This window comes from Enterobacter sp. BNK-18, from assembly GCF_047456135.1.
Taxonomy (GTDB): domain Bacteria; phylum Pseudomonadota; class Gammaproteobacteria; order Enterobacterales; family Enterobacteriaceae; genus Enterobacter; species Enterobacter ludwigii.
Genome location: NZ_CP179899.1, coordinates 2,883,087 through 2,904,363, shown reverse-complemented (window position 1 = coordinate 2,904,363; position 21,277 = coordinate 2,883,087). Strand labels below are relative to the sequence as shown.

15 protein-coding genes and 1 pseudogene are annotated in these 21,277 nt (G+C 55.3%); 12 read left to right on the top strand and 4 right to left on the bottom strand.

Annotation, left to right across the window (positions count from 1 at the left end; genetic code table 11):
- Nucleotides 1-10 precede the first annotated feature (10 nt).
- The 4 genes and pseudogenes from ACMGG3_RS13920 to ACMGG3_RS13905 form a co-directional block, all read right to left on the bottom strand.
- Nucleotides 11-1,051, bottom strand: coding sequence for an NADP(H)-dependent aldo-keto reductase (locus ACMGG3_RS13920; RefSeq protein WP_020883775.1), 1,041 nt, complete (start codon nucleotides 1,049-1,051; stop codon nucleotides 11-13).
- Between the two features lie 132 nt (nucleotides 1,052-1,183).
- Nucleotides 1,184-1,402 (bottom strand): YgdI/YgdR family lipoprotein, encoded by a 219-nt coding sequence (locus ACMGG3_RS13915; protein ID WP_020883776.1) that lies wholly within the window; start codon nucleotides 1,400-1,402, stop codon nucleotides 1,184-1,186.
- A gap of 128 nt (nucleotides 1,403-1,530) precedes the next feature.
- Nucleotides 1,531-2,223: a DNA mismatch repair endonuclease MutH gene (gene mutH, locus ACMGG3_RS13910; RefSeq protein ID WP_032678891.1), complete on the bottom strand. Its 693-nt coding sequence runs from the start codon at nucleotides 2,221-2,223 to the stop codon at nucleotides 1,531-1,533.
- 155 nt (nucleotides 2,224-2,378) lie between these two features.
- Nucleotides 2,379-2,444: pseudogene (locus ACMGG3_RS13905) on the bottom strand (hypothetical protein); the annotation flags it as partial.
- 463 nt (nucleotides 2,445-2,907) lie between these two features.
- On the opposite strand from ACMGG3_RS13905, the gene rppH reads away from it, so the two are divergent.
- From rppH to recD, 12 genes are all read left to right on the top strand, one after another.
- On the top strand, nucleotides 2,908-3,438 hold the full coding sequence (rppH, locus tag ACMGG3_RS13900; protein ID WP_013098553.1) for an RNA pyrophosphohydrolase: 531 nt from the start codon (nucleotides 2,908-2,910) through the stop codon (nucleotides 3,436-3,438).
- A 12-nt stretch (nucleotides 3,439-3,450) separates the two neighbouring features.
- Nucleotides 3,451-5,697: a phosphoenolpyruvate--protein phosphotransferase gene (gene ptsP / locus ACMGG3_RS13895; RefSeq protein WP_014171450.1), complete on the top strand. Its 2,247-nt coding sequence runs from the start codon at nucleotides 3,451-3,453 to the stop codon at nucleotides 5,695-5,697.
- 213 nt (nucleotides 5,698-5,910) lie between these two features.
- The gene (gene lgt / locus ACMGG3_RS13890; RefSeq protein ID WP_014171449.1) at nucleotides 5,911-6,786 is read left to right on the top strand and encodes a prolipoprotein diacylglyceryl transferase; all 876 of its coding nucleotides are present in this window, start codon (nucleotides 5,911-5,913) and stop codon (nucleotides 6,784-6,786) included.
- Between the two features lie 6 nt (nucleotides 6,787-6,792).
- Nucleotides 6,793-7,587 carry a thymidylate synthase gene (thyA, locus tag ACMGG3_RS13885; protein ID WP_014171447.1) on the top strand — a complete coding sequence of 265 codons (795 nt, stop codon included), beginning with the start codon at nucleotides 6,793-6,795 and terminating at the stop codon, nucleotides 7,585-7,587.
- Nucleotides 7,588-7,771: 184 nt separating this feature from the next.
- Complete coding sequence (locus ACMGG3_RS13880; RefSeq protein ID WP_032680368.1) at nucleotides 7,772-8,236, top strand: prepilin peptidase-dependent protein; 465 nt, start codon at nucleotides 7,772-7,774, stop codon at nucleotides 8,234-8,236.
- The gene (locus ACMGG3_RS13875; protein WP_078774212.1) at nucleotides 8,227-8,787 is read left to right on the top strand and encodes a prepilin peptidase-dependent protein; all 561 of its coding nucleotides are present in this window, start codon (nucleotides 8,227-8,229) and stop codon (nucleotides 8,785-8,787) included. The genes ACMGG3_RS13880 and ACMGG3_RS13875 overlap by 10 nt, the downstream gene beginning before the upstream one ends.
- Entirely contained in the window at nucleotides 8,784-9,185 is a 402-nt protein-coding gene (locus ACMGG3_RS13870) for a DUF2509 family protein (RefSeq protein ID WP_414149257.1), read from the top strand. Before ACMGG3_RS13875 ends, ACMGG3_RS13870 begins: the two co-directional genes overlap by 4 nt.
- Nucleotides 9,170-9,493 carry a prepilin-type N-terminal cleavage/methylation domain-containing protein gene (locus ACMGG3_RS13865; protein ID WP_014171443.1) on the top strand — a complete coding sequence of 108 codons (324 nt, stop codon included), beginning with the start codon at nucleotides 9,170-9,172 and terminating at the stop codon, nucleotides 9,491-9,493. The genes ACMGG3_RS13870 and ACMGG3_RS13865 overlap by 16 nt, the downstream gene beginning before the upstream one ends.
- Before the next feature lie 12 nt (nucleotides 9,494-9,505).
- Nucleotides 9,506-12,880: an exodeoxyribonuclease V subunit gamma gene (recC, locus tag ACMGG3_RS13860; protein WP_150342949.1), complete on the top strand. Its 3,375-nt coding sequence runs from the start codon at nucleotides 9,506-9,508 to the stop codon at nucleotides 12,878-12,880.
- Between the two features lie 139 nt (nucleotides 12,881-13,019).
- A complete protein-coding gene (ptrA, locus tag ACMGG3_RS13855; RefSeq protein WP_414149256.1) occupies nucleotides 13,020-15,902 on the top strand; it encodes a pitrilysin in 2,883 nt (960 codons plus the stop codon).
- Nucleotides 15,899-19,441 carry an exodeoxyribonuclease V subunit beta gene (gene recB / locus ACMGG3_RS13850; RefSeq protein WP_414149255.1) on the top strand — a complete coding sequence of 1,181 codons (3,543 nt, stop codon included), beginning with the start codon at nucleotides 15,899-15,901 and terminating at the stop codon, nucleotides 19,439-19,441. Before ptrA ends, recB begins: the two co-directional genes overlap by 4 nt.
- On the top strand, nucleotides 19,438-21,258 hold the full coding sequence (gene recD, locus ACMGG3_RS13845) for an exodeoxyribonuclease V subunit alpha (protein WP_032680375.1): 1,821 nt from the start codon (nucleotides 19,438-19,440) through the stop codon (nucleotides 21,256-21,258). Before recB ends, recD begins: the two co-directional genes overlap by 4 nt.
- Nucleotides 21,259-21,277: the final 19 nt, after the last annotated feature.

Here is a 21,277-nt window from a genome sequence, read left to right as displayed (position 1 = left end):
TTTGCTTTTTTTACGGTGCCGGATAGGTATAAACCTGATGCACCGCTTCAATCTCCGCCAGCACATCCTCGCTCAGGTCCAGATGGAAACTCTCAATGTTGGTTTTCAACTGTTCCATCGTCGTTGCGCCCAGCAGGGTGCTGGCCACAAACGGCTGACGGCGTACGAAGGCCAGTGCCATCTGGGCAGGATCGAGCCCGTGACGCTTCGCAATATCAACGTAGGCCGCGACGGCTTTCTGCGTCTGCTCGCCGCTATAGCGGGTAAAGCGGCTGAAGAGCGTATTACGCGCGCCGGCTGGCTTCGCGCCGTTCAGGTATTTACCCGTCAGCGTACCAAAGCCCAGGCAGGAATAGGCGAGCAGCTCAACCTCTTCATATTGCGTCACTTCGGCCAGACCCACTTCGTAACTGCGGTTGAGCAGGCTGTAGGGGTTCTGGATGGTGACAATGCGCGGCAGATCGTGTTTATCAGCCAGGTGCAGGTAGCGCATAACGCCAAAAGCCGTTTCGTTAGACACGCCGATGTAGCGGATTTTGCCCGCTCGCTGGCATTCGGTCAGCGCTTCCAGCGTTTCAAGCAGCGTAACGGCGGGAGCGCTTTCGTTCCAGCTGTAGCCGAGCTTACCAAAGCAGTTGGTTGGACGCTGCGGCCAGTGTACTTGGTAGAGATCAAGATAATCGGTTTGCAGGCGCTTCAGGCTGGCATCCAGCGCGGCACGGATATTCTTGCGATCGAGGATCTGGTTTGGGCGGATCCCGGCATCGCTGTTACGCGCAGGGCCGCTGACTTTCGAGGCGATAACCAGTTTTTCTCGGTTGCCGCGTTTTGCCAGCCAGTTGCCGACGTAGGTTTCGGTAAGCCCCTGCGTTTCCGGGCGTGGAGGAACAGGGTACATCTCTGCGACATCAATCAGGTTAATGCCCTGGCTGACGGCATAATCGAGTTGTGCATGGGCATCGGCTTCGCTGTTTTGTTCACCAAATGTCATCGTGCCCAACCCCAGTTGGCTTATCTCCAGAGAGCTGTGGGGGATACGGTGATAATGCATAGCCGGCTTCCTTCAATAGACATGTAGACCGCGTCAGGAACCTCCCGACAAAGGAATATAAACATGGCAGAGGGGAAGCAAAAGGGGAAGAAAAAAATCAAAAAGGCCAGCAAGGTACTGACCTCTCTCTGTTTATCGCTCGATAATTTGCGAGACTTCGTCGCGATTGATCTGCATTTTATTCCCGGACTGATCGCGGTAGCTGACCAGACCAGTGTCATCATCGACTTCCGGCTTGCCGTCTGTCAGGATCATCCGGCCATCTTTTGTCGCCATCACGTAATCGCTGCTACAGCCCGATACTGCAAACGCTAATCCGACTGCTGAAATTAACACTGCCCATTTTTTCATCGTTATCGTCCTCACCTGGCTCGTATCAAATCATAGTGTAGTAATAACCCGATATTTCGACAGGAGGAAGCGGTAAAATCTTAAAAACCAGGTGATTATGTTTGAGAGCTCTCAAAATAAGTAAAAAACTACGTTTTGAGTAAGAAATGGCGAGCAAGCAGCGCCCCGGTAAAGTTCTTTTTGAGATAAAAACCGCGTGGCAATGTCAGTATCGGCTCGCCCCGGGCACCGATTGCTTCCGTGAGCGCTTTACTGTTCGCCGCCTTTGGCCGCAGCTGTAACACCTCTCCGTGTCGGGCGGTGATGCGCTCAACCTGACCGAGGACAATCATATCCATCAGCTCTTCCCAGTCCAGACGCAGCTGATGCTCTTCATCTTCATCCGGACTCCACAACAGCGGTGCGCCAACCCGGCGTTCAGCCAGCGGGATCTGACGTTCTCCTTCTACGGGGACCCAAAGCACGCGCTTCAGTTTATGGCGAACGTGACTGGTTTCCCACGTCACACCGGTATTCCCGGTTAACGGTGCAACGCAGACAAATGTCGTTTCCAGGGGCTTCCCAAGGCTATCGATGGGAATGGTTTTTAACTCTACGCCCAGGGCGGCGAAATCCTGCTCCGGTTTACTCCCTGCGCTTGCACCCAGCCACAGCTCCAGCAGCATGCCGATCCAGCCTTTATCCCGCTTCAGATCCTGAGGGATCGGCAGGCCAGCCATTGCCGCCAGCTCGCCAAGCGAAAAGCCAGCCAGACGCTGCGCCTGCTGTAGCAACTGGGTTTCGCTGGACGGCGGTGAAAGCAAGGGTAAAAGCGAATGCATGAAGGTAACCTTTTGATTAAAAAATACACTAAGAAATTGTCCCCTGTGGATAGAGTTTAACTTTTTCTGTACGAATATGCCATGTGCATGATTTATAGGTTTTTTTTGGTACACTAAAAATGGATGGCGAGGGACAAAAATTCGGTTGTTCAATTCTGGTCACTGACAATGAACAGGATCTTACACCATGTTATCCACAGAAAAGTGGGATAACTGGGCATAACCCTGACTACTGTTTCAATTTACAGCCTTGACGTGCGACGAAAATCCAATTTTCAAACAAATTGTGCCTAACTTATTGGCACAATCTGTGGATAAAACCGACGCTGTTCGATCTTTCATCAGCACAACGAACCCTGATGTGATGATCGTCACGCTTAAGCGGTGTGGGTTGGTTTTATGGTTATTAACTTTATGAAAATAATGATTTTATTTTTTATTGGTAATGGAGGGAGATTGACGGCGGCTGAGGTTGTTCATCGGTAATCAGACACTTCTTCACAACTATATCCACAGAAAAGGTGAATAAAATTCCCCTCAGAGCTGCTCATCTGTTTATAACTCTGCCTGTATTTGTGAGTTATTCAAATGTTATTAGGTTGCAGCCCTGTAAGAGAGTGGTTTACCGCCTCCCTGTAGTGTGAAACAATCATTCATATATAAGGTTTAGTTTGGGGTAGTCCGGTGATTGATGACGATGGCTACCGCCCGAACGTAGGAATAGTAATTTGTAATCGTCAGGGCCAGGTGATGTGGGCCCGTCGATATGGTCAGCACTCCTGGCAGTTCCCGCAAGGCGGGATCAACCCGGGAGAGTCCCCAGAACAAGCGATGTACCGGGAGCTGTTTGAAGAGGTTGGTTTAAGCCGAAAAGATGTTCGCATCCTGGCTTCGACCCGCAACTGGTTGCGTTACAAGTTACCGAAACGTTTGGTGCGTTGGGACACAAAGCCGGTTTGTATCGGCCAGAAACAAAAATGGTTTCTACTGCAGTTGGTGGGCAACGATTCAGATATCAATATGCAAACCAGCAGTACGCCGGAGTTTGATGGCTGGCGTTGGGTGAGCTATTGGTATCCTGTTCGTCAGGTCGTGTCATTTAAACGCGATGTTTACCGTAGGGTGATGAAAGAGTTCGCAAGTGTTGTCATGCAGCTTCAGGAGATCCCGCCTAAGCCGCAGAGCGCACCTGCCTGGCGACGTAAAAGAGGTTAAGCTACGCAAATCATGCTCACCCGCTTGCGAGAAATAGTCGAGAAGGTGGCCAGTGCGCCGCGTCTGAATGAGGCGCTGAACATTCTGGTTACCGACATCTGTCTTGCGATGGAGACCGAAGTCTGTTCGGTGTATCTGGCCGACCACGATCGGCGTTGCTATTACCTGATGGCGACCCGTGGTTTGAAAAAGCCACGTGGACGCACCGTAACGCTCGCGTTTGATGAAGGTATCGTTGGTCTGGTTGGGCGACTCGCCGAACCTATCAACCTTGCCGACGCGCAAAAACACCCCAGCTTTAAATATATCCCCTCCGTAAAAGAAGATCGTTTCCGCGCCTTCCTGGGTGTGCCGATTATTCAGCGCCGTCAGCTGCTTGGTGTGCTGGTGGTACAGCAGCGTGAGTTGCGTCAGTACGATGAAAGCGAAGAGTCTTTCCTCGTCACGCTGGCCACGCAGATGGCCGCGATCCTCTCCCAGTCCCAGTTGACGGCACTGTTTGGTCAGTACCGCCATACGCGTATTCGCGCGCTTCCGGCGTCGCCGGGCGTCGCTATCGCCGAAGGCTGGATGGACGCCACTCTGCCGTTGATGGAGCAAGTGTACGAAGCCTCAACGCTTGATGAAGCGCTTGAGCGTGAGCGTCTCACCGCCGCGCTGGAAGAGGCGTCGAATGAGTTTCGTCGCTACAGCAAGCGCTTTGCCGCTGGGGCGCAAAAAGAGACGGCGGCCATTTTTGACCTTTACTCGCACCTTCTCTCCGATGCACGTCTGCGCCGCGAGCTTTTTGACGAAGTCGACAAAGGTGCGGTTGCGGAGTGGGCGGTTAAAAAGGTCATCGAAAAATTTGCCGAGCAGTTTGCGGCACTGACCGACGGGTACCTGAAAGAGCGGGCCGGTGATTTACGCGCCCTGGGGCAGCGTTTACTGTTCCATCTTGATGACACTATTCAGGGCGCGAATGCCTGGCCAAAACGTTTTGTGCTGGTTGCCGATGAACTCTCCGCGACAACACTGGCTGAACTGCCTCATGACCGCCTGGCGGGCGTGGTGGTACGCGATGGCGCGGCGAACTCGCACGCGGCCATTATGGTGCGCGCGCTGGGAATTCCCACCGTTATGGGGGCAGATATCCAGCCATCGGTGCTGCACCGACGCACCCTGGTGGTCGACGGTTATCGCGGTGAGCTATTGGTTGATCCTGAGCCGGTTCTGCTTCAGGAATACCAGCGCCTTATCAGCGAAGAGAATGAATTAAGCAAGCTGGCAGAGGATGACGTTAATCTGCCCGCGCAGCTCAAAAGCGGCGAGCGAATCAAAGTCATGCTCAACGCAGGTTTAAGCCCCGAGCATGAAGAGAAGCTCGGCAGCCGCATCGACGGTATCGGCTTATACCGCACTGAAATCCCGTTCATGCTGCAAAGTGGCTTTCCCTCTGAAGAGGAGCAGGTCGCGCAGTATCAGGGCATGCTGCAGATGTTTAACGACAAACCGGTCACCCTGCGCACCCTTGATGTCGGGGCAGATAAACAGCTGCCGTACATGCCGATCAGTGAAGAAAACCCGTGCCTGGGCTGGCGTGGGATACGCATTACGCTCGATCAGCCTGAGATCTTCCTGATCCAGGTGCGTGCCATGCTGCGCGCGAATGCGGCGACGGGTAACCTCAGCATTTTACTGCCGATGGTCACCAGCATTGATGAGATTGACGAGGCGCGGCGTCTGATTGAGCGTGCCGGCCGTGAAGTCGAAGAGATGATTGGCTATGCGATCCCTAAACCACGAATTGGGGTGATGCTTGAAGTGCCGTCAATGGTCTTTATGCTGCCGCAGCTGGCTAACCGTGTCGACTTTATCTCGGTCGGTACCAATGACCTGACGCAGTATATTCTGGCCGTCGACCGTAACAACACGCGTGTTGCCAGCATTTATGACAGCCTGCACCCTGCGATGATCCGGGCGTTAGCGATGATCGCGCGAGAAGCCGAACAGCACGATATTGATTTGCGCCTGTGTGGTGAAATGGCCGGGGATTCGATGTGCGTTGCAATCCTGATTGGGCTGGGGTACCGCCACCTCTCCATGAACGGCCGTGCGGTTGCCCGCGTGAAGTACCTGCTGCGGCATATCGATATTGAGGATGCCCGCGAGCTGGCTGAACGCAGTCTTGAAGCGCAGCTGGCCGCCGAAGTGCGTCATCAGGTGGCTGCTTTCATGGAACGACGCGGTATGGGCGGCCTGATTCGCGGCGGTCGCTAATACGTACTTTTCCCCTCACTCCGTCCTCGTCCTTTGTGACAGGGCGGCGGTGAGGATATAACACACTCCTCTATACACATCTTTTACATCTCTGGCGCATCCTCCGCGTCCGCCTTATGCTATGATTCGCAACTTTGGAGCCTCTGCTAACAGCAGAATCGCATTTCTACCGCTGTCCACTTTCAGCGGAATAACAACATCTTGTGGTGACAGATGAACAGTGGTTATCTGCATTTTCCGGAATTTGATCCGGTCATTTTCTCAATAGGACCTGTTTCGCTTCACTGGTACGGTCTGATGTACCTGGTCGGCTTCATTTTTGCCATGTGGCTTGCTGGCCGTCGCGCCAGCCGTCCCGGCAGTGGCTGGACCAAAAACGAAGTCGAGAACCTGCTGTATGCAGGCTTCCTTGGCGTATTCCTGGGCGGCCGTATTGGGTATGTTCTGTTCTATAACCTCCCGGTATTCCTGAACGACCCACTCTACCTGTTCCGCGTCTGGGATGGCGGCATGTCCTTCCACGGCGGGCTGATTGGTGTGATCCTGGTGATGGTGATTTTTGCCAAACGCACCAAACGCAACTTCTTCCAGGTGTCAGATTTTATCGCGCCACTGATCCCGTTTGGTCTGGGAGCAGGACGTCTGGGCAACTTTATCAATGGTGAGCTCTGGGGGCGTGTCGACCCGAGTGTCTCCTTTACCATGCTGTTCCCGGGCTCGCGTGCAGAGGACATGGCGCTGCTGCCGTCTCATCCTGAGTGGCAATCCCTGTTCGATACTTACGGTGTTCTGCCGCGCCATATGTCTCAGCTTTACGAGCTGGCGCTGGAAGGCGTGGTGCTGTTTATCATACTGAATCTGTTTATCCGTAAACCGCGTCCGATGGGGTCTGTCTCCGGTCTGTTCCTGATTGGCTACGGTGCATTCCGTATCATCGTCGAGTTCTTCCGCCAACCGGATGCACAGTTCACCGGCGAATGGGTACAGTACATCAGCATGGGGCAGATCCTCTCCATTCCGATGATTGTCGCGGGTGTCATTATGATGATTTGGGCGTATCGTCGTCGTCCACAGCAACAACTTTCCTGAGGAACCATGAAACAGTATCTTGAACTGATGAAAAAAGTGCTCGATGAGGGCACGCCGAAAAATGACCGTACCGGTACCGGCACGCTCTCCATTTTTGGCCACCAGATGCGCTTCAATCTGCAGGAAGGTTTTCCGCTGGTGACGACAAAGCGCTGCCACCTGCGCTCGATCATTCATGAACTGCTCTGGTTCCTGCAAGGCGATACCAACGTTGCGTATCTGCATGAAAACAACGTCTCTATCTGGGACGAATGGGCAGATGAAAACGGCAACCTGGGCCCGGTGTACGGTAAGCAGTGGCGCGCATGGCCTACGCCGGATGGCCGCCATATTGACCAGATCACCACCGTGATGAACCAGCTGAAAAACGATCCGGACTCGCGCCGTATTATCGTTTCCGCCTGGAACGTCGGCGAGCTGGATAAAATGGCACTCGCACCGTGCCATGCGTTCTTCCAGTTCTATGTGGCAGACGGCAAGCTCTCCTGCCAGCTCTATCAGCGCTCCTGCGATGTGTTCCTCGGCCTGCCGTTCAACATTGCCAGCTATGCGCTGTTAGTGCATATGATGGCGCAGCAGTGCGATCTGGACGTGGGCGATTTCGTCTGGACCGGTGGGGATACCCATCTCTACAGCAACCATATGGAACAGACGCATCTCCAGTTGACCCGCGAACCGCGCGCCTTGCCTAAGCTGATTATCAAACGCAAACCGGAATCCATTTTTGATTACCGCTTTGACGATTTTGAGATTGAGGGTTATGACCCTCATCCAGGCATCAAAGCGCCCGTCGCTATCTGAGGCTCTCAATCCTGACATAACCGGTGCTGTTTAGCGCCGGTTTTTTTTCGCCTTCTTCCCGCTTTCCGACGCGTTATCCAGAACGTATGCAACGCACTGCAACCGTTTAACTTTCCTTGATAAGGGCTCGTAAAACGCTCATCCGTTGCTCGTCAATTCCAGGCCATTTCGCCACACTCCCGGCATGAAAAAAGAGAACGGTTTTACGCTTATCGAAACCCTGGTGGCTATCTCGCTGGTGGTCATTCTCAGCGCCTCCGGGCTATACGGCTGGGACAACTGGCAACGGCAGCAACGACTCTGGCAAACTGCCGGACAGGTGCGTGATTACCTGGTATTTCTGCGTAATGACGCAAACCGGCACAACCGTGACCACCAGGTCACACTGCGGCGCGACAGGGGCGTCACCTGTCTGATGAGCGCATTCGTGCAGGGCTGTGATAAAGGCAGTCCGTTTGTATTTATTCCCCTGTGGCCGGAGGTCACGGTAAGTGAAATAACGCCGTTATTTGGCTTCTATGGACTCAGGGATACGGCATGGGCAGGGCGAATACGCCTGCAAAGTCGTGCAGGAGAATGGCTCGTCATTGTCTCGAATGGAGGGCGAATCAGGATGTGCAATGTCACAGGAGAAGGTTCATGTCCCTAAACCAGCAGGGTTTCTCACTGATGGAAGTTTTGATTGCCACGGCGATCAGCAGTCTTTTACTGATAAGCGCCTCGCGCTTTTTACCGGGCTTGCAGCGGGCTGTTTTACAGCAGTCCGGTCAGCGGGAGCTTGAGGAGGAGGTGTGGCAACGCCTTTTTTCCCTCGGCAAACAGCTTCAGCGTGCGGGTTATTGCGCCGGAAACTGTGCGGGGCAGGGACTGACGATCGGCAGGCAAGGTCGCTGTGTCATTGTACGGTGGGATGCAAACAGTAACGGTAACTGGGATAGCTCGTCTTCGGAAAACGACAGCACAGGTTTTCGTCTGGAATCAGGTGCACTGGAGATCCTGCATGGGGCGACCTCGTGTGAGGGTAAAGGATGGGAGAAACTCACTGACCCCAACAGGCTTCTCATCCAGCACTTTGTGGTGAGTCAAGTTGAGCAAGCGGGGTTTGCCCCCCAATTGAATATTGAAATGACCGCCCTTCGTCAGGGCGAGCAGGGGGCCCCCTGTCAGGCTTTTTATGGCGTCACGGGGTACAACCTGTGAACCGGCAGCGCGGAATGTCCTCGCTGGCGCTGGTGTTACTTTTACTGGTGTTGGGCACGCTGATCCTCACCGGCCTCAATCAGCAGCTGATCACGTTTAGCGCACTGGTGGGCGGTGAGAGCCGCTCGGTTCAACAGCAGGCATCCGTGCAGTCAGCGCTTGAATGGGGACGCGTTCAGAACTGGTTATCTGAGCCTGAGATCCAGTGCAAAAAGGTATCGGCGTGGCGAGTTTGCCTGCGACTACTGAATGAAGCGCGTGTGCTGCTTATCGCCGGGAGTGATGACCTGCTGCTATGGCGCAGAGGCGAAATCATCGACGGTAAGATCTATTTCTCGCCACACGGCTGGAGTGATTTTTGTCCGCTTAAGGAGAGTGCGTTATGCCAGCTGCCGTGAGCAGAGAAAAAGGCTTTAGCATGGTTGAGGTACTTCTGGCGATGATGCTGCTGGTGATGATTGTCACGGCACTGTCGGGTTATCAGCGGGCACTGGCGACGCGGTTCTCTATGTTTAATCAGTATCGTCAGCTCTGGCACCATGCCTGGAATCAGTCTCAGCTTTCAACAATTGCTCTCCCGGCAGGCTGGCAGGTCAGTCGGGGGCAGACAACACTCTCTGGATGTGTCAGCATCACGGTTACACTTATTTCTCCTCTGGGGCGGCGCGGCGAGATGACGCGTCTGCATTGCCCGGTTAGCCAGTAGTCGGGAGCGTCTATGTTAAGGGTCTACCACTCAAATCGTCTGGATGTGCTGGAAGCGCTGATGGAATTTATCGTTGAGCGCGAGCGGCTTGACGATCCTTTTGAGCCAGAAATGGTGCTGGTGCAGAGCACCGGTATGGCACAGTGGCTGCAGATGTCGCTTTCGCGTAAATTCGGCATTGCCGCAAATATCGATTTCCCGCTGCCCGCGAGTTTTATCTGGGAGATGTTTGTCCGCGTGTTGCCGGATATCCCGGAGCAGAGTGCCTTCAACAAGCAAAGCATGAGCTGGAAGCTGATGGCATTGCTGCCGGACATGCTGCAGCATGATGAATTCGTCATGCTGCGCCACTACCTCAATGACGACACCGATAAACGCAAGCTGTTCCAGCTGGCATCGCGCACCGCCGATCTCTATGACCAGTATCTGGTGTATCGCCCGGAATGGCTGACTCGCTGGGAAGCGGGCGAGCGGGTCGACGGGTTACCGGAGGCGCAAGTCTGGCAGGCACCGCTCTGGAAAGCGCTGGTGGAACACACTGAGAAACTCGGCCAGCCGAAGTGGCACCGTGCAAACCTCTACCAGCGGTTTATCTCCATACTGGAAAACAGCGCTGAGCGACCAGCCCGGCTGCCCTCTCGCGTGTTTATCTGCGGCATCTCGGCGCTGCCACCGGTGTATTTGCAGGCGCTGAGTGCGCTGGGTAAACACATCGACATACATATCCTCTTTACCAATCCGTGTCGCCAGTACTGGGGCGACATTCAGGATGAACGCTGGCTTTCGCGGCTGGTGTCTCGCCAGAGACGACGCCTGTTTGAAGAGCGTACCGTGCCACTGTTTAAAGACAGCGCGTCTGCCGCACAGCTATTTGATGAGCACGGCATTCAAAACCTGCCAAACCCGCTGCTTGCCTCTTGGGGAAAGCTGGGCCGTGACTACATTCACATGCTCTCAGACATCACGTCGTCAGGCGAAGGGGATGTGGATGCCTTCGTCGAGATCGCTCCGGATAGCCTGCTGCATAATATCCAGCTCGACATTCTGGATCTCGAAAACCGCGCCGTCATGGGCGTTACGGCGAAAGAATTTGAACGCAGCGACAGTAAGCGCAAGCTGGACGGCGACGATCGCAGCGTCACGATCCACGTTTGCCACAGCCCGCAGCGCGAGGTTGAAGTCCTTCACGATCAACTGCTGGCGATGTTGCAGGACGATCCTGAGCTGACGCCACGTGACATTGTGGTGATGGTGGCGGATATCGACAGTTACAGTCCCTTTATTCAGGCTGTTTTTGGGAGTGCGACGGGTGAACGCTACCTGCCGTACGCCATTTCTGACCGACGGGCCCGCCAGTCTCATCCGGCCTTGCAGGCCTTTATTACTTTGCTTTCATTACCGGATAGCCGGTTTATCTCCGAAGATGTCCTGGCATTACTTGATGTCCCAGTCCTGGCCGCACGTTTCAATATCAATGAAGAGGGGCTGCGTTACCTTCGTCAGTGGGTTAACGAGTCCGGGGTACGCTGGGGCATTGATGATGACAACGTTCAGGCGTTCGAGCTTCCTCCCACCGGCCAGCACACCTGGCGGTTTGGCCTGACGCGTATGCTGCTGGGCTATGCGATGGAAAGCAGCCAGGGCGAGTGGAATGAAGTCCTGCCCTACGATGAGTCCAGCGGGTTGATCGCTGAGCTGGTCGGTCATTTAGCTTCTCTGCTGATGCAACTTAACCGCTGGCGGCTTGAGTTGATGCAGCCGCGTCCGCTGGATGCGTGGCTCCCGGTTTGCAGGGCATTGCTCAATGATTTCTTCCTGCCGGACAGTGATACCGAAGCCGCTATGGCGCTCATTGAAACGCAGTGGCAGGCAATCGTCGAAGAGGGCGTGAGTTCCCACTATAACGAGGCTATCCCGTTGTCATTGCTGCGCGATGAGCTGACGCAACGGCTCGATCAGGAGCGAATTAGCCAGCGTTTCCTGGCAGGCCCAATCAATATTTGCACCCTGATGCCAATGCGTTCTATCCCGTTCAAAGTGGTGTGCCTGCTCGGAATGAATGACGGTATTTATCCACGCGCCCTGGCGCCGCTGGGTTTTGATCTGATGAGTGCGAATCCAAAGCGGGGTGATCGTAGCCGTCGTGACGATGACCGCTATCTCTTCCTTGAGGCGCTCATTTCGGCTCAACGTCAGCTGTATATCAGCTATATCGGCCGCTCTATCCAGGACAACAGCGAGCGCTTTCCTTCTGTTCTGGTGCAGGAACTGGTGGATTATATCGGGCAGAGCCACTATCTGGCGGGGGATGAAGCCCGTAACTGTGATGAAAGTGCGCAGCGAGTGAAAGCGCATATCACCCGCTTCCATAGCCGCATGCCGTTTGACCCGGTGAACTACGTGGTCAGCGATCATCAGAGCTATGCCCACGAATGGCTGCCTGCGGCGAAAAAAGAGGGGAGAGCGCATACCGATTTCATTCAGGAGCTTGATCCTCGCCCGATAGACACCCTGACCTTTGAACAGCTTCAGCGGTTTTGGGGGCATCCGGTACGCGCTTTCTTCCAGCAACGGTTGCAGGTCAATTTCCGTTCTGAAGAGAGTGAAATTCCTGATGCAGAGCCGTTTACGCTGGAAGGGCTGGAGCGGTATCAGTTAAACCTGCAGTTGCTGAACGCGCTGGTTGAAGAGGAAGATGCCGACAAGCTTTACCGCCGCTACCGTGCTGCGGGGCAGTTACCCTACGGGGCGTTCGGAGAAATTGTCTGGGAGGCGCAGCGCCAGGAGATGGAATCTCTGGCAGAACGCGTGAGGGAATGCCGGCAACCCGGAACCAGTCTTGAAATCGATCTCAACTGCCAGGGTGTGCAGCTCACGGGCTGGCTAACTCAGGTACAGCCGGATGGGCTCCTGCGCTGGCGTCCTTCCATGCTTAGCGTTTCACAAGGTTTGCAACTCTGGCTCGAACATCTTGTCTACAGTGCTGGCGGCCATAAAGGCGAAAGCCGTATTTTTGTCCGCAAAGAGGGCGAATGGCGCTTTCCGCCGATGGACGCAGAGCAGGCGTTACGTTATTTATCCTTGTACGTTGAAGGCTATCTGCGGGGAATGAATAAACCGCTCCTGCTACTGCCCGAGAGCGGTGGCGCCTGGATAAAAGCTTGTTATGACGCACAGAATGATGCCATGTTAACGGATGACGCTTCACTGCAGAAAGCACGGAGTAAATTCATGCAGGCGTATGAAGGTAACATGATGGTGCGCGGCGAAGGTGAGGATGTCTGGTATCAACGTTTATGGCGAACGCTTGAGCCTGAATACTTCGAGGCTATCACGGAAGAAGCACAACGCTACCTGTTACCGTTGTTCAAATTTAATCAGTCCTGAGCGCTGTATAAAAATTGCGCAGTATGGGGTGTTCATTTATGATGCACTTCTTATCACGGACTGATGTACCCAAAGAAAGAGATGTTGGTGAGTCCAGCACGCAGTTTGTTAATGATGTAGCCGTGATAAAGAGGTCGTAATGCCAGGCAGCACCTTGTTCAAAGCGTTTGTTTTGTTTGTCGCCCTTTGGGCACCTTTCACTCAGGCAGGCTCCGGTTGGCAACCCATTCAGGAAACTATCCGTAAGAGCGAAAAAGATACCCGTCAGTATCAGGCTATTCGCCTTGATAACGGGATGACTGTGCTGCTGGTTTCCGATCCGCAGGCGGTAAAATCCCTGTCGGCACTGGTGGTGCCGGTTGGGTCGCTGGAAGATCCGGAAGCCCACCCTGGGCTTGCACACTATCTGGAACATATGACGCTTATGGGTTCCAAAAAATACCCACAGCCAGATAGCCTGTCCGAATTTCTCAAAATGCATGGCGGCAGCCACAACGCCAGCACGGCGCCGTACCGTACAGCCTTCTATCTCGAAGTTGAGAATGATGCGCTGGGAGGTGCAGTGGATCGTCTGGCGGATTCTATCGCGGCTCCCCTGCTGGATAAAAAATACGCTGACCGCGAACGCAATGCCGTTAATGCTGAACTGACCCTTGCCCGTACGCGAGACGGGATGCGCATGGCGCAGGTGAGTGCAGAAACCATTAACCCGGCGCACCCGGGATCGCGTTTTTCCGGTGGTAACCTGGAGACGCTGAGCGATAAACCGAACAGCCCGGTGCTGGATGCCCTGCATGCTTTTCGCTATAAATACTACTCCGCCAATCTGATGAAAGCGGTCATCTACAGCAACAAACCGTTGCCTGAGCTGGCAAGCATGGCGGCACAGACGTTTGGCCGGGTACCGAATAAAAATATCGACCTGCCGCAGATAAACGTTCCTGTGGTCACGGACGCGCAAAAAGGGATCGTTATCCACTACGTTCCTGCACTGCCGCGTAAAGTGTTACGCGTTGAGTTCCGCATTGATAACAATACGGCGCAGTTTCGCGGCAAAACCGATGAACTGGTCACCTACCTGATTGGCAATCGTAGCCCGGGAACACTTTCTGACTGGCTGCAAAAACAAGGGCTGGTGGAAGGTATCCGTGCCGACTCCGATCCGGTTGTGAACGGCAACAGCGGCGTGCTGGCGATCTCCGCCACCCTGACTGACAAAGGTCTGGCTCACGGTGATGACGTCGTGGCGGCTATCTTCAGCTATCTCTCTTTGCTGCGCGATAAAGGCGTCGATAAACGCTACTTTGATGAACTGGCGCACGTGCTGGATCTCGATTTCCGTTATCCGTCCATTACCCGCGACATGGATTACGTTGAATGGCTGGCGGATACCATGATCCGTGTGCCGGTGGAACATACCCTCGACGCGGTCAATATTGCCGACCAGTATGACGCCGACGCGGTAAAAGCCCGCCTGGCGATGATGACGCCGCAGAATGCCCGCGTCTGGTATATCAGCCCGAACGAACCGCATAACAAAATGGCCTATTTTGTCGATGCCCCTTACCAGGTGGATAAAATCAGTGACCAGACCTTCGCCAACTGGCAGAAAAAGGCCGGTGAGATCGCGCTTAAATTGCCGGAGCTGAACCCCTACATTCCGGATGATTTCTCGCTGATTAAAACCACGAAAGCCTATCCGCACCCGGAACTTATCGTTGATGAGCCGACGCTGCGCGTGGTGTATACGCCAAGCCGCTATTTCGCGAGTGAACCGAAAGCCGATGTGAGCGTGGTTCTGCGTAACCCAAAAGCAATGAACAGCGCTAAAAATCAGGTGATGTTTGCGCTCAATGACTATCTTGCCGGTATCGCACTCGATCAGCTTAGCAATCAGGCGGCCGTCGGCGGGATAAGCTTCTCGACCAACGCCAATAACGGTCTGATGGTCAATGCCAACGGCTACACCCAGCGTCTGCCGCAGCTGTTCCAGGCGTTACTGGAAGGTTATTTCAGCTATACCCCGACGGAAGAGCAACTTGAGCAGGCCAAATCCTGGTATGCGCAGATGATGGATTCTGCCGAGAAGGGTAAAGCGTATGACCTGGCGCTCATGCCGACGCAAATGCTTTCGCAAATTCCCTATTTCCAGCGCGAAGATCGCCGGGCGCTACTGCCCTCTATCACCTTAAAAGATGTGCTGGCGTATCGTGATGCGCTGAAAACGAACACGCGTCCGGAGTTCCTTATCGTCGGAAACATGAGTGACGTACAGGCTAAAACACTGGCAGAAAATGTCCGTACGCAGCTTGGTTCGAAAGGCGACGAGTGGTGCCGCAACCAGGACGTACTGGTTGAGAAAAAACAGAATGTGATTTTTGAAAAGGCGGGTAACAGCACGGATTCTGCCCTGGCCGCTGTGTTTGTACCCACGGGTTATGATGAATTCACCAGTACCGCGCAGAGTGCGGTGCTGGGGCAGATTATTCAGCCGTGGTTCTACAACCAGCTGCGTACAGAAGAGCAGCTTGGTTACGCGGTCTTTGCCTTCTCCATGAACGTGGGTCGCCAGTGGGGGCTGGGCTTCCTGCTGCAAAGCAGTGATAAACAGCCTGCTTATCTCTGGCAGCGTTATCAGGCATTCTTCCCACAGGCGGAAGCGAAGCTGCGGGCGATGAAGCCGGAGGAGTTTGCTCAGATTCAGCAGGCCGTCATCGCGCAGGTGATGCAGCCGCCGCAGACGCTGGGTGAAGAAGCATCACAACTGAGCAAAGATTTTGATCGCGGTAATCTGAAATTTGATTCGCGTGATAAAGTAGTGGCCGAGATAAAACAGCTGACGCCGCAGAAGGTTGCTGATTTCTTCCACCAGGCGGTGGTTAAACCGCAGGGAATGGCGATTCTGTCGCAGGTTTCCGGTAGTCAGAACGGGAAAACGGACTACGTTAACCCGAAAGGCTGGACGATCTGGAAGAGCGTCAGCGCGCTGCAGCAATCTATGCCCTGGAGTAAGAAAGAATGACCGATACCGCTGAGCCCCTTAATCCCTTACGTTTACCTCTACAGGGTGAACGATTGATTGAAGCCTCAGCGGGAACGGGAAAAACCTTCACCATCGCCGCGCTCTATCTGCGTCTTCTGTTAGGGCTTGGTGGTAACGCCGCTTTTCCACGTCCGTTAAGCGTGGAAGAGCTGCTGGTGGTCACCTTCACCGAGGCCGCTACCGCTGAGCTGCGCGGTCGTATTCGTGCCAATATTCATGAGCTGCGCATCGCCTGCCTGCGCCAGACCACGGATAACCCTCTCTACGCCAGCCTTCTTGAAGAGATTGCAGATAAGCAACAGGCCGCCCAGTGGCTGCTGTTGGCGGAACGGCAGATGGACGAAGCGTCCGTTTTCACCATTCATGGTTTTTGTCAGCGCATGCTGAGCCTGAATGCGTTTGAATCCGGAATGCTGTTTGAACAGCAGCTCATTGAAGATGAATCTGTGCTTCGCTATCAGGCCTGTGCGGATTTCTGGCGTCGCCACTGTTACCCTTTATCGCGCGATATCGCTGAAGCGGTCCATGCGTTGTGGAAAGGTCCCGAAGAGCTTCTTCGCGCTATCGACCGTTATCTTCAGGGCGAAGCGCCGGTTATCAAATCTCCGCCACCTGCTGACGAAACGCTGGCTTCACGGCATGAAAAGATTGTCGGAAAAATTGCTGCGCTCAAGCAAAAATGGAATGAGTCTGTCGGTGAGATTGAGGCGATCATCGAAAACTCCGGGATCGACAGGCGTAAATTTAACCGCGGCAACCAGGGTAAATGGATCGAGAAGATCAGCGCCTGGGCGCAGGAAGAGACGCGCGGTTATCAGCTTCCGGACGCACTGGAGAAATTCTCGCAGCGTTTTTTAATTGAGCGGACTAAAGCCGACGGCATTGTGCCTGAGCATCCTCTGTTTGTTGCGATTGAATCGCTGCTCGCTGAGCCACTTACGCTCAATGACCTGATGATCACCCGCGCCATGACGGAAATTCGCGAAGCCGTATCACGTGAGAAACGTCGCCGTGGCGAACTGGGTTTTGACGATATGCTGAGCCGCCTTGATGCGGCGCTGTGCAGTGAAAACGGCGAAGCCCTTGCCTGCGCGATCCGCACCCGCTTCCCGGTAGCGATGATTGACGAATTTCAGGATACGGACCCTCAGCAGTACCGTATTTTCCGCCGCATCTGGCGACAACAGCCCGACACCGCGCTGTTGCTAATCGGCGATCCGAAACAGGCCATTTACGCCTTCCGCGGTGCGGATATTTTCACCTACATGAAGGCCCGCAGTGAGGTAGAGGCGCACTATACGCTGGATACCAACTGGCGCTCTTCCCCGGGCATGGTGCAAAGCGTCAATGCGCTGTTTAGCCGCATGGATACGGCGTTTATGTTCCGTGAGATCCCCTTTCAGCCGGTAAAGTTTGCCGCAAAAAACAGCTCGCTGCGTTTCGAATTCAACGGGGTGACGCAGCCAGCCATGAACTTCTGGCTGCTTGACGGTGAAGGCTGTGGCGTCGCGGACTATCAAAATGCCATGGCCCAGCATTGTGCCGCGCAGATCCGTGACTGGCTCAGCGCTGGTGCGCGTGGCGAGGCGCTGTTGTGGAAGGAAAATGAGTCAGCCCCCGTGAAGGCGTCTGATATCACGGTGTTGGTGCGCAGTCGTCAGGAGGCGTCGCTGATCCGCGATGCGCTTACCCTGCTGAACATCCCGTCCGTGTACCTCTCAAACCGTGATAGCGTTTTTGAAACCCTGGAAGCACAGGAGATGCTGTGGCTGCTTCAGGCCGTGCTGTCCCCGGAGCGCGAAAGTACGCTTCGCAGCGCACTAGCCAGCGCAATGCTCGGTCTGAACGCCCGTGACATTGATGCACTCAATAATGACGAAGCCGCATGGGATGCGGTCGTCGAAGAGTTCGTTCACTACCGTGAGCGATGGCAGAAGCGCGGTGTGATGGCGATGGTGCGCGAGCTCATGGCGAAGCGACACCTTGCGGAGAATATGCTCGCGACAGCAGGCGGTGAACGCCGTCTGACCGACATTTTACATATCAGTGAGCTGTTGCAGGAGGCGGGCACGCAGCTTGAAAGCGAACATGCTCTGGTGCGCTGGCTGGCGCAACAGATTGCCGACCCAAACAGCAACGCCTCCAGCCAGCAGATGCGTCTTGAGAGTGATAAACATCTGGTACAGATCGTCACGATTCACAAGTCGAAAGGACTGGAGTATCCGCTGGTCTGGCTGCCGTTTATCGCCAATTACCGCGTGCAGGATCAGGCCTTTTACCACGATCGCGAATCGTTCGACGCGGTGCTCGATCTCAGTAAAGCGGAGTCCAGCGTTGAGCTGGCCGAGGCCGAACGTCTGGCGGAAGATTTACGCCTGCTCTACGTGGCATTGACCCGTTCGGTCTGGCACTGCAGCCTGGGCGTGGCGCCGCTGTTCCGCCGTCGTGGCGACAAGTCGGGGGAGAGCGATTTCCACCTGAGCGCGCTGGGGCGACTCATTCAGCTCGGCGAGCCCAAAGATGCTGCCGGGCTGCGCCAGTGCATCGAGTCGCTGTGCGGCGAGCATGTTGCCCTGCACATTCCGTCGCCACCCGATAACAGCCGCTGGCAGATGCCGGACTGGCGGGAATCTGAACTGGAAGCCCGGCAGATTCTGCGCACCATTGCCGACGACTGGCGCGTTACCAGCTACTCCGGGTTACAGCAGCACGGGCAGAGCATTGCGCAGGACCTGATGCCAAAGCTGGATATTGATGCCGCCGGAGCCGGTAGCGTACCGGTTGAGCCTGCGCTTACGCCGCATCAATTTCCACGCGGCGCGTCACCGGGAACCTTTTTGCATAGCCTGTTTGAAGAGCTGGATTTTACCCAGCCTGTCTCTGACGAATGGGTCCTGAAGATGTTACAGAGTGGGGGCTATGATGCACAATGGCAGCCGGTCCTCACCGAGTGGATCCGCGCTATTCTGCACGCCCCGCTCACGGCAGAGGGCCTCTCTCTCAGCCAGTTGACCGCCAAAGATAAACAGGTGGAGATGGAGTTTTACCTTCCCATCGCCAGCCTGCTGCGGGCTGACGCGCTTGATGCGGTGATCCGCGAGTATGACCCGTTGTCTGCCGGTTGCCCGCCGCTGAACTTCCGCCAGGTGCAGGGGATGTTAAAAGGCTTTATCGACCTGGTTTTCCGTCACGAAGGGCGCTACTACCTGCTGGATTACAAATCAAACTGGCTGGGTGAGAACAGCGAAGCCTACACCCAGCAGGCGATGGCATCCGCCATGCAAATGCATCGCTACGATCTGCAGTACCAGCTCTATACTCTGGCGCTGCATCGTTATCTGCGCCATCGCATTGCTGACTACCGTTACGAAGAGCACTTTGGTGGGGTGATTTACCTTTTCCTGCGCGGTGTGGATGCGGCTGACCCGCGTTCAGGCATCTTTAGCACACGCCCGCATGCGGCACTGATTGAGAAAATGGATAACTTATTTGCAGCAAACACGGAGGAAGTGGCATGACGATGCAGGAATTGTTGCTGGAAGCGGTAGAACAGCGACTACTGCGCCACCTGGACGTACAGTTCGCCATGATGGTGTCAGGTGATGAGCCTGCCGTGATGCTCGCCGCTGCCATCCTGAGTAAAGACGCAGGGGAAGGGCACGTTTGCCTGCCGCTTTCGCGTCTGGCGATGGATGAGAAAATGCCCGCGGCCCTGCAGTCCTGTTTTGCACTGCTGGGAGAATCCGTGGACTGGCCGACGGTGTTGCACCGTTCGCCTGCCGTCAGCGCAGCCGATAGCCAGACACCCATGATCCTGACGGGCGATCGTTTGTATCTCAACCGACTGTGGCGTAATGAACTGGCGGTCGCGCGTTTTTTCAGCGAGACCAATGCGCCTCTTCCCTGCGATGAAGCCCAACTGCGGCAAACGCTGGATACCTTGTTTACCTCTGTTGAGGCGACTGACTGGCAGAAAGTGGCGGCGGCCGTGGCCTTAACACGGCGGATCTCCGTCATCTCTGGCGGCCCGGGAACCGGTAAAACCACCACCGTGGCCAAACTGCTTGCCGCCCTGATTCAGTTATCAGGTGAGCAAAAGTGCCGTATTCGTCTGGCGGCCCCTACCGGCAAAGCGGCGGCGCGCCTGACCGAGTCGTTAGGTGGTGCGCTGCAGAAGTTGCCACTTACCGGGGAGCAGCTTGCCCTTTTCCCAAACGAAGCCAGCACGCTGCACCGGCTGCTGGGCGCTCAGCCGGGAAGCCAGCGTCTGCGCTATCACGCCGGTAACCCGTTGCACCTGGATGTGCTGGTGGTGGATGAGGCGTCAATGATCGACCTGACGATGATGGCGCGGTTGATTGATGCTCTGCCAGCGCACGCCCGCGTCATTTTCCTGGGCGATCGCGACCAGCTTGCCTCGGTGGAAGCCGGGGCGGTGCTGGGAGATATCTGCACTTATGCAAGCCTGGGATATACCGCTGAACGCGCTGAGGAGCTGTCCCGTCTGACCGGCTGTTCGCTCGCCAGTGAAAACCATTCCCTTGCGGGGGCGCTGCGCGACAGCCTGTGCCTGCTGCAAAAAAGCTACCGTTTCGGCAGCGACTCGGGCATCGGTCAGCTGGCTTCGGCTGTGAACAGAGGCGACCGGCACACGACCTGTGCGGTATTTGACGGTCAATTCACCGATATCGAGAAAAAATCGCTGCAAACCGGGGAAGAGTATCAGGCGATGCTTGATGACGCCCTGCAGGGGTATCAGCATTTTCTGACGGGTGTACAACAGCAATGCACGCCGGCACAGGCGCTCGCCGCCTTTGGGGAGTATCAGCTACTGTGCGCACTGAGGGAAGGGCCATTTGGCGTAAGCGGTCTGAACGACAGGTTCGAACAGCTGCTGGGCCAGAAACGCAAAATCCACCGCACCCCGCACTCGCGCTGGTATGAGGGACGCCCGGTGATGATCGCCCGCAACGATAGCGCGCTGGGTTTGTTTAACGGGGATATCGGGATTGCCCTCGATCGTGGACTGGGGCTGCGCGTCTGGTTCCAGATGCCGGATGGAAGCGTGAAGTCCGTTCAGCCCAGCCGTCTGCCTGAACATGAAACGGCCTGGGCAATGACGGTGCATAAGTCTCAGGGCTCCGAGTTCAACCATGCGGCGCTGATCCTGCCGACACAGCTTTCGCCCGTCATTACCCGCGAACTGATTTATACCGCCATTACGCGCGCGCGTCAGCGCCTGTCACTGTATGCCGATGAGCGCGTACTGCTACAGGCGATTGCCACCCGCACGGAACGTCGAAGCGGCCTGAGCGCGATATTTGAATCCCTTTAAGCGATAGCCCCCACCGGGT

What these genes read in the sequence shown, in the direction of transcription:
- ACMGG3_RS13920 (WP_020883775.1), bottom strand. Translation starts at nt 1,051, where the DNA reads ATGCATTATCACCGTATCCCCCACAGCTCTCTGGAGATAAGCCAACTG.
- ACMGG3_RS13915 (WP_020883776.1), bottom strand. Translation starts at nt 1,402, where the DNA reads ATGAAAAAATGGGCAGTGTTAATTTCAGCAGTCGGATTAGCGTTTGCA.
- mutH (WP_032678891.1), bottom strand. Translation starts at nt 2,223, where the DNA reads ATGCATTCGCTTTTACCCTTGCTTTCACCGCCGTCCAGCGAAACCCAG.
- ptsP (WP_014171450.1), top strand. Translation starts at nt 3,451, where the DNA reads ATGCTCACCCGCTTGCGAGAAATAGTCGAGAAGGTGGCCAGTGCGCCG.
- lgt (WP_014171449.1), top strand. Translation starts at nt 5,911, where the DNA reads ATGAACAGTGGTTATCTGCATTTTCCGGAATTTGATCCGGTCATTTTC.
- thyA (WP_014171447.1), top strand. Translation starts at nt 6,793, where the DNA reads ATGAAACAGTATCTTGAACTGATGAAAAAAGTGCTCGATGAGGGCACG.
- ACMGG3_RS13880 (WP_032680368.1), top strand. Translation starts at nt 7,772, where the DNA reads ATGAAAAAAGAGAACGGTTTTACGCTTATCGAAACCCTGGTGGCTATC.
- ACMGG3_RS13875 (WP_078774212.1), top strand. Translation starts at nt 8,227, where the DNA reads ATGTCCCTAAACCAGCAGGGTTTCTCACTGATGGAAGTTTTGATTGCC.
- ACMGG3_RS13865 (WP_014171443.1), top strand. Translation starts at nt 9,170, where the DNA reads ATGCCAGCTGCCGTGAGCAGAGAAAAAGGCTTTAGCATGGTTGAGGTA.
- recC (WP_150342949.1), top strand. Translation starts at nt 9,506, where the DNA reads ATGTTAAGGGTCTACCACTCAAATCGTCTGGATGTGCTGGAAGCGCTG.
- ptrA (WP_414149256.1), top strand. Translation starts at nt 13,020, where the DNA reads ATGCCAGGCAGCACCTTGTTCAAAGCGTTTGTTTTGTTTGTCGCCCTT.
- recB (WP_414149255.1), top strand. Translation starts at nt 15,899, where the DNA reads ATGACCGATACCGCTGAGCCCCTTAATCCCTTACGTTTACCTCTACAG.
- recD (WP_032680375.1), top strand. Translation starts at nt 19,438, where the DNA reads ATGACGATGCAGGAATTGTTGCTGGAAGCGGTAGAACAGCGACTACTG.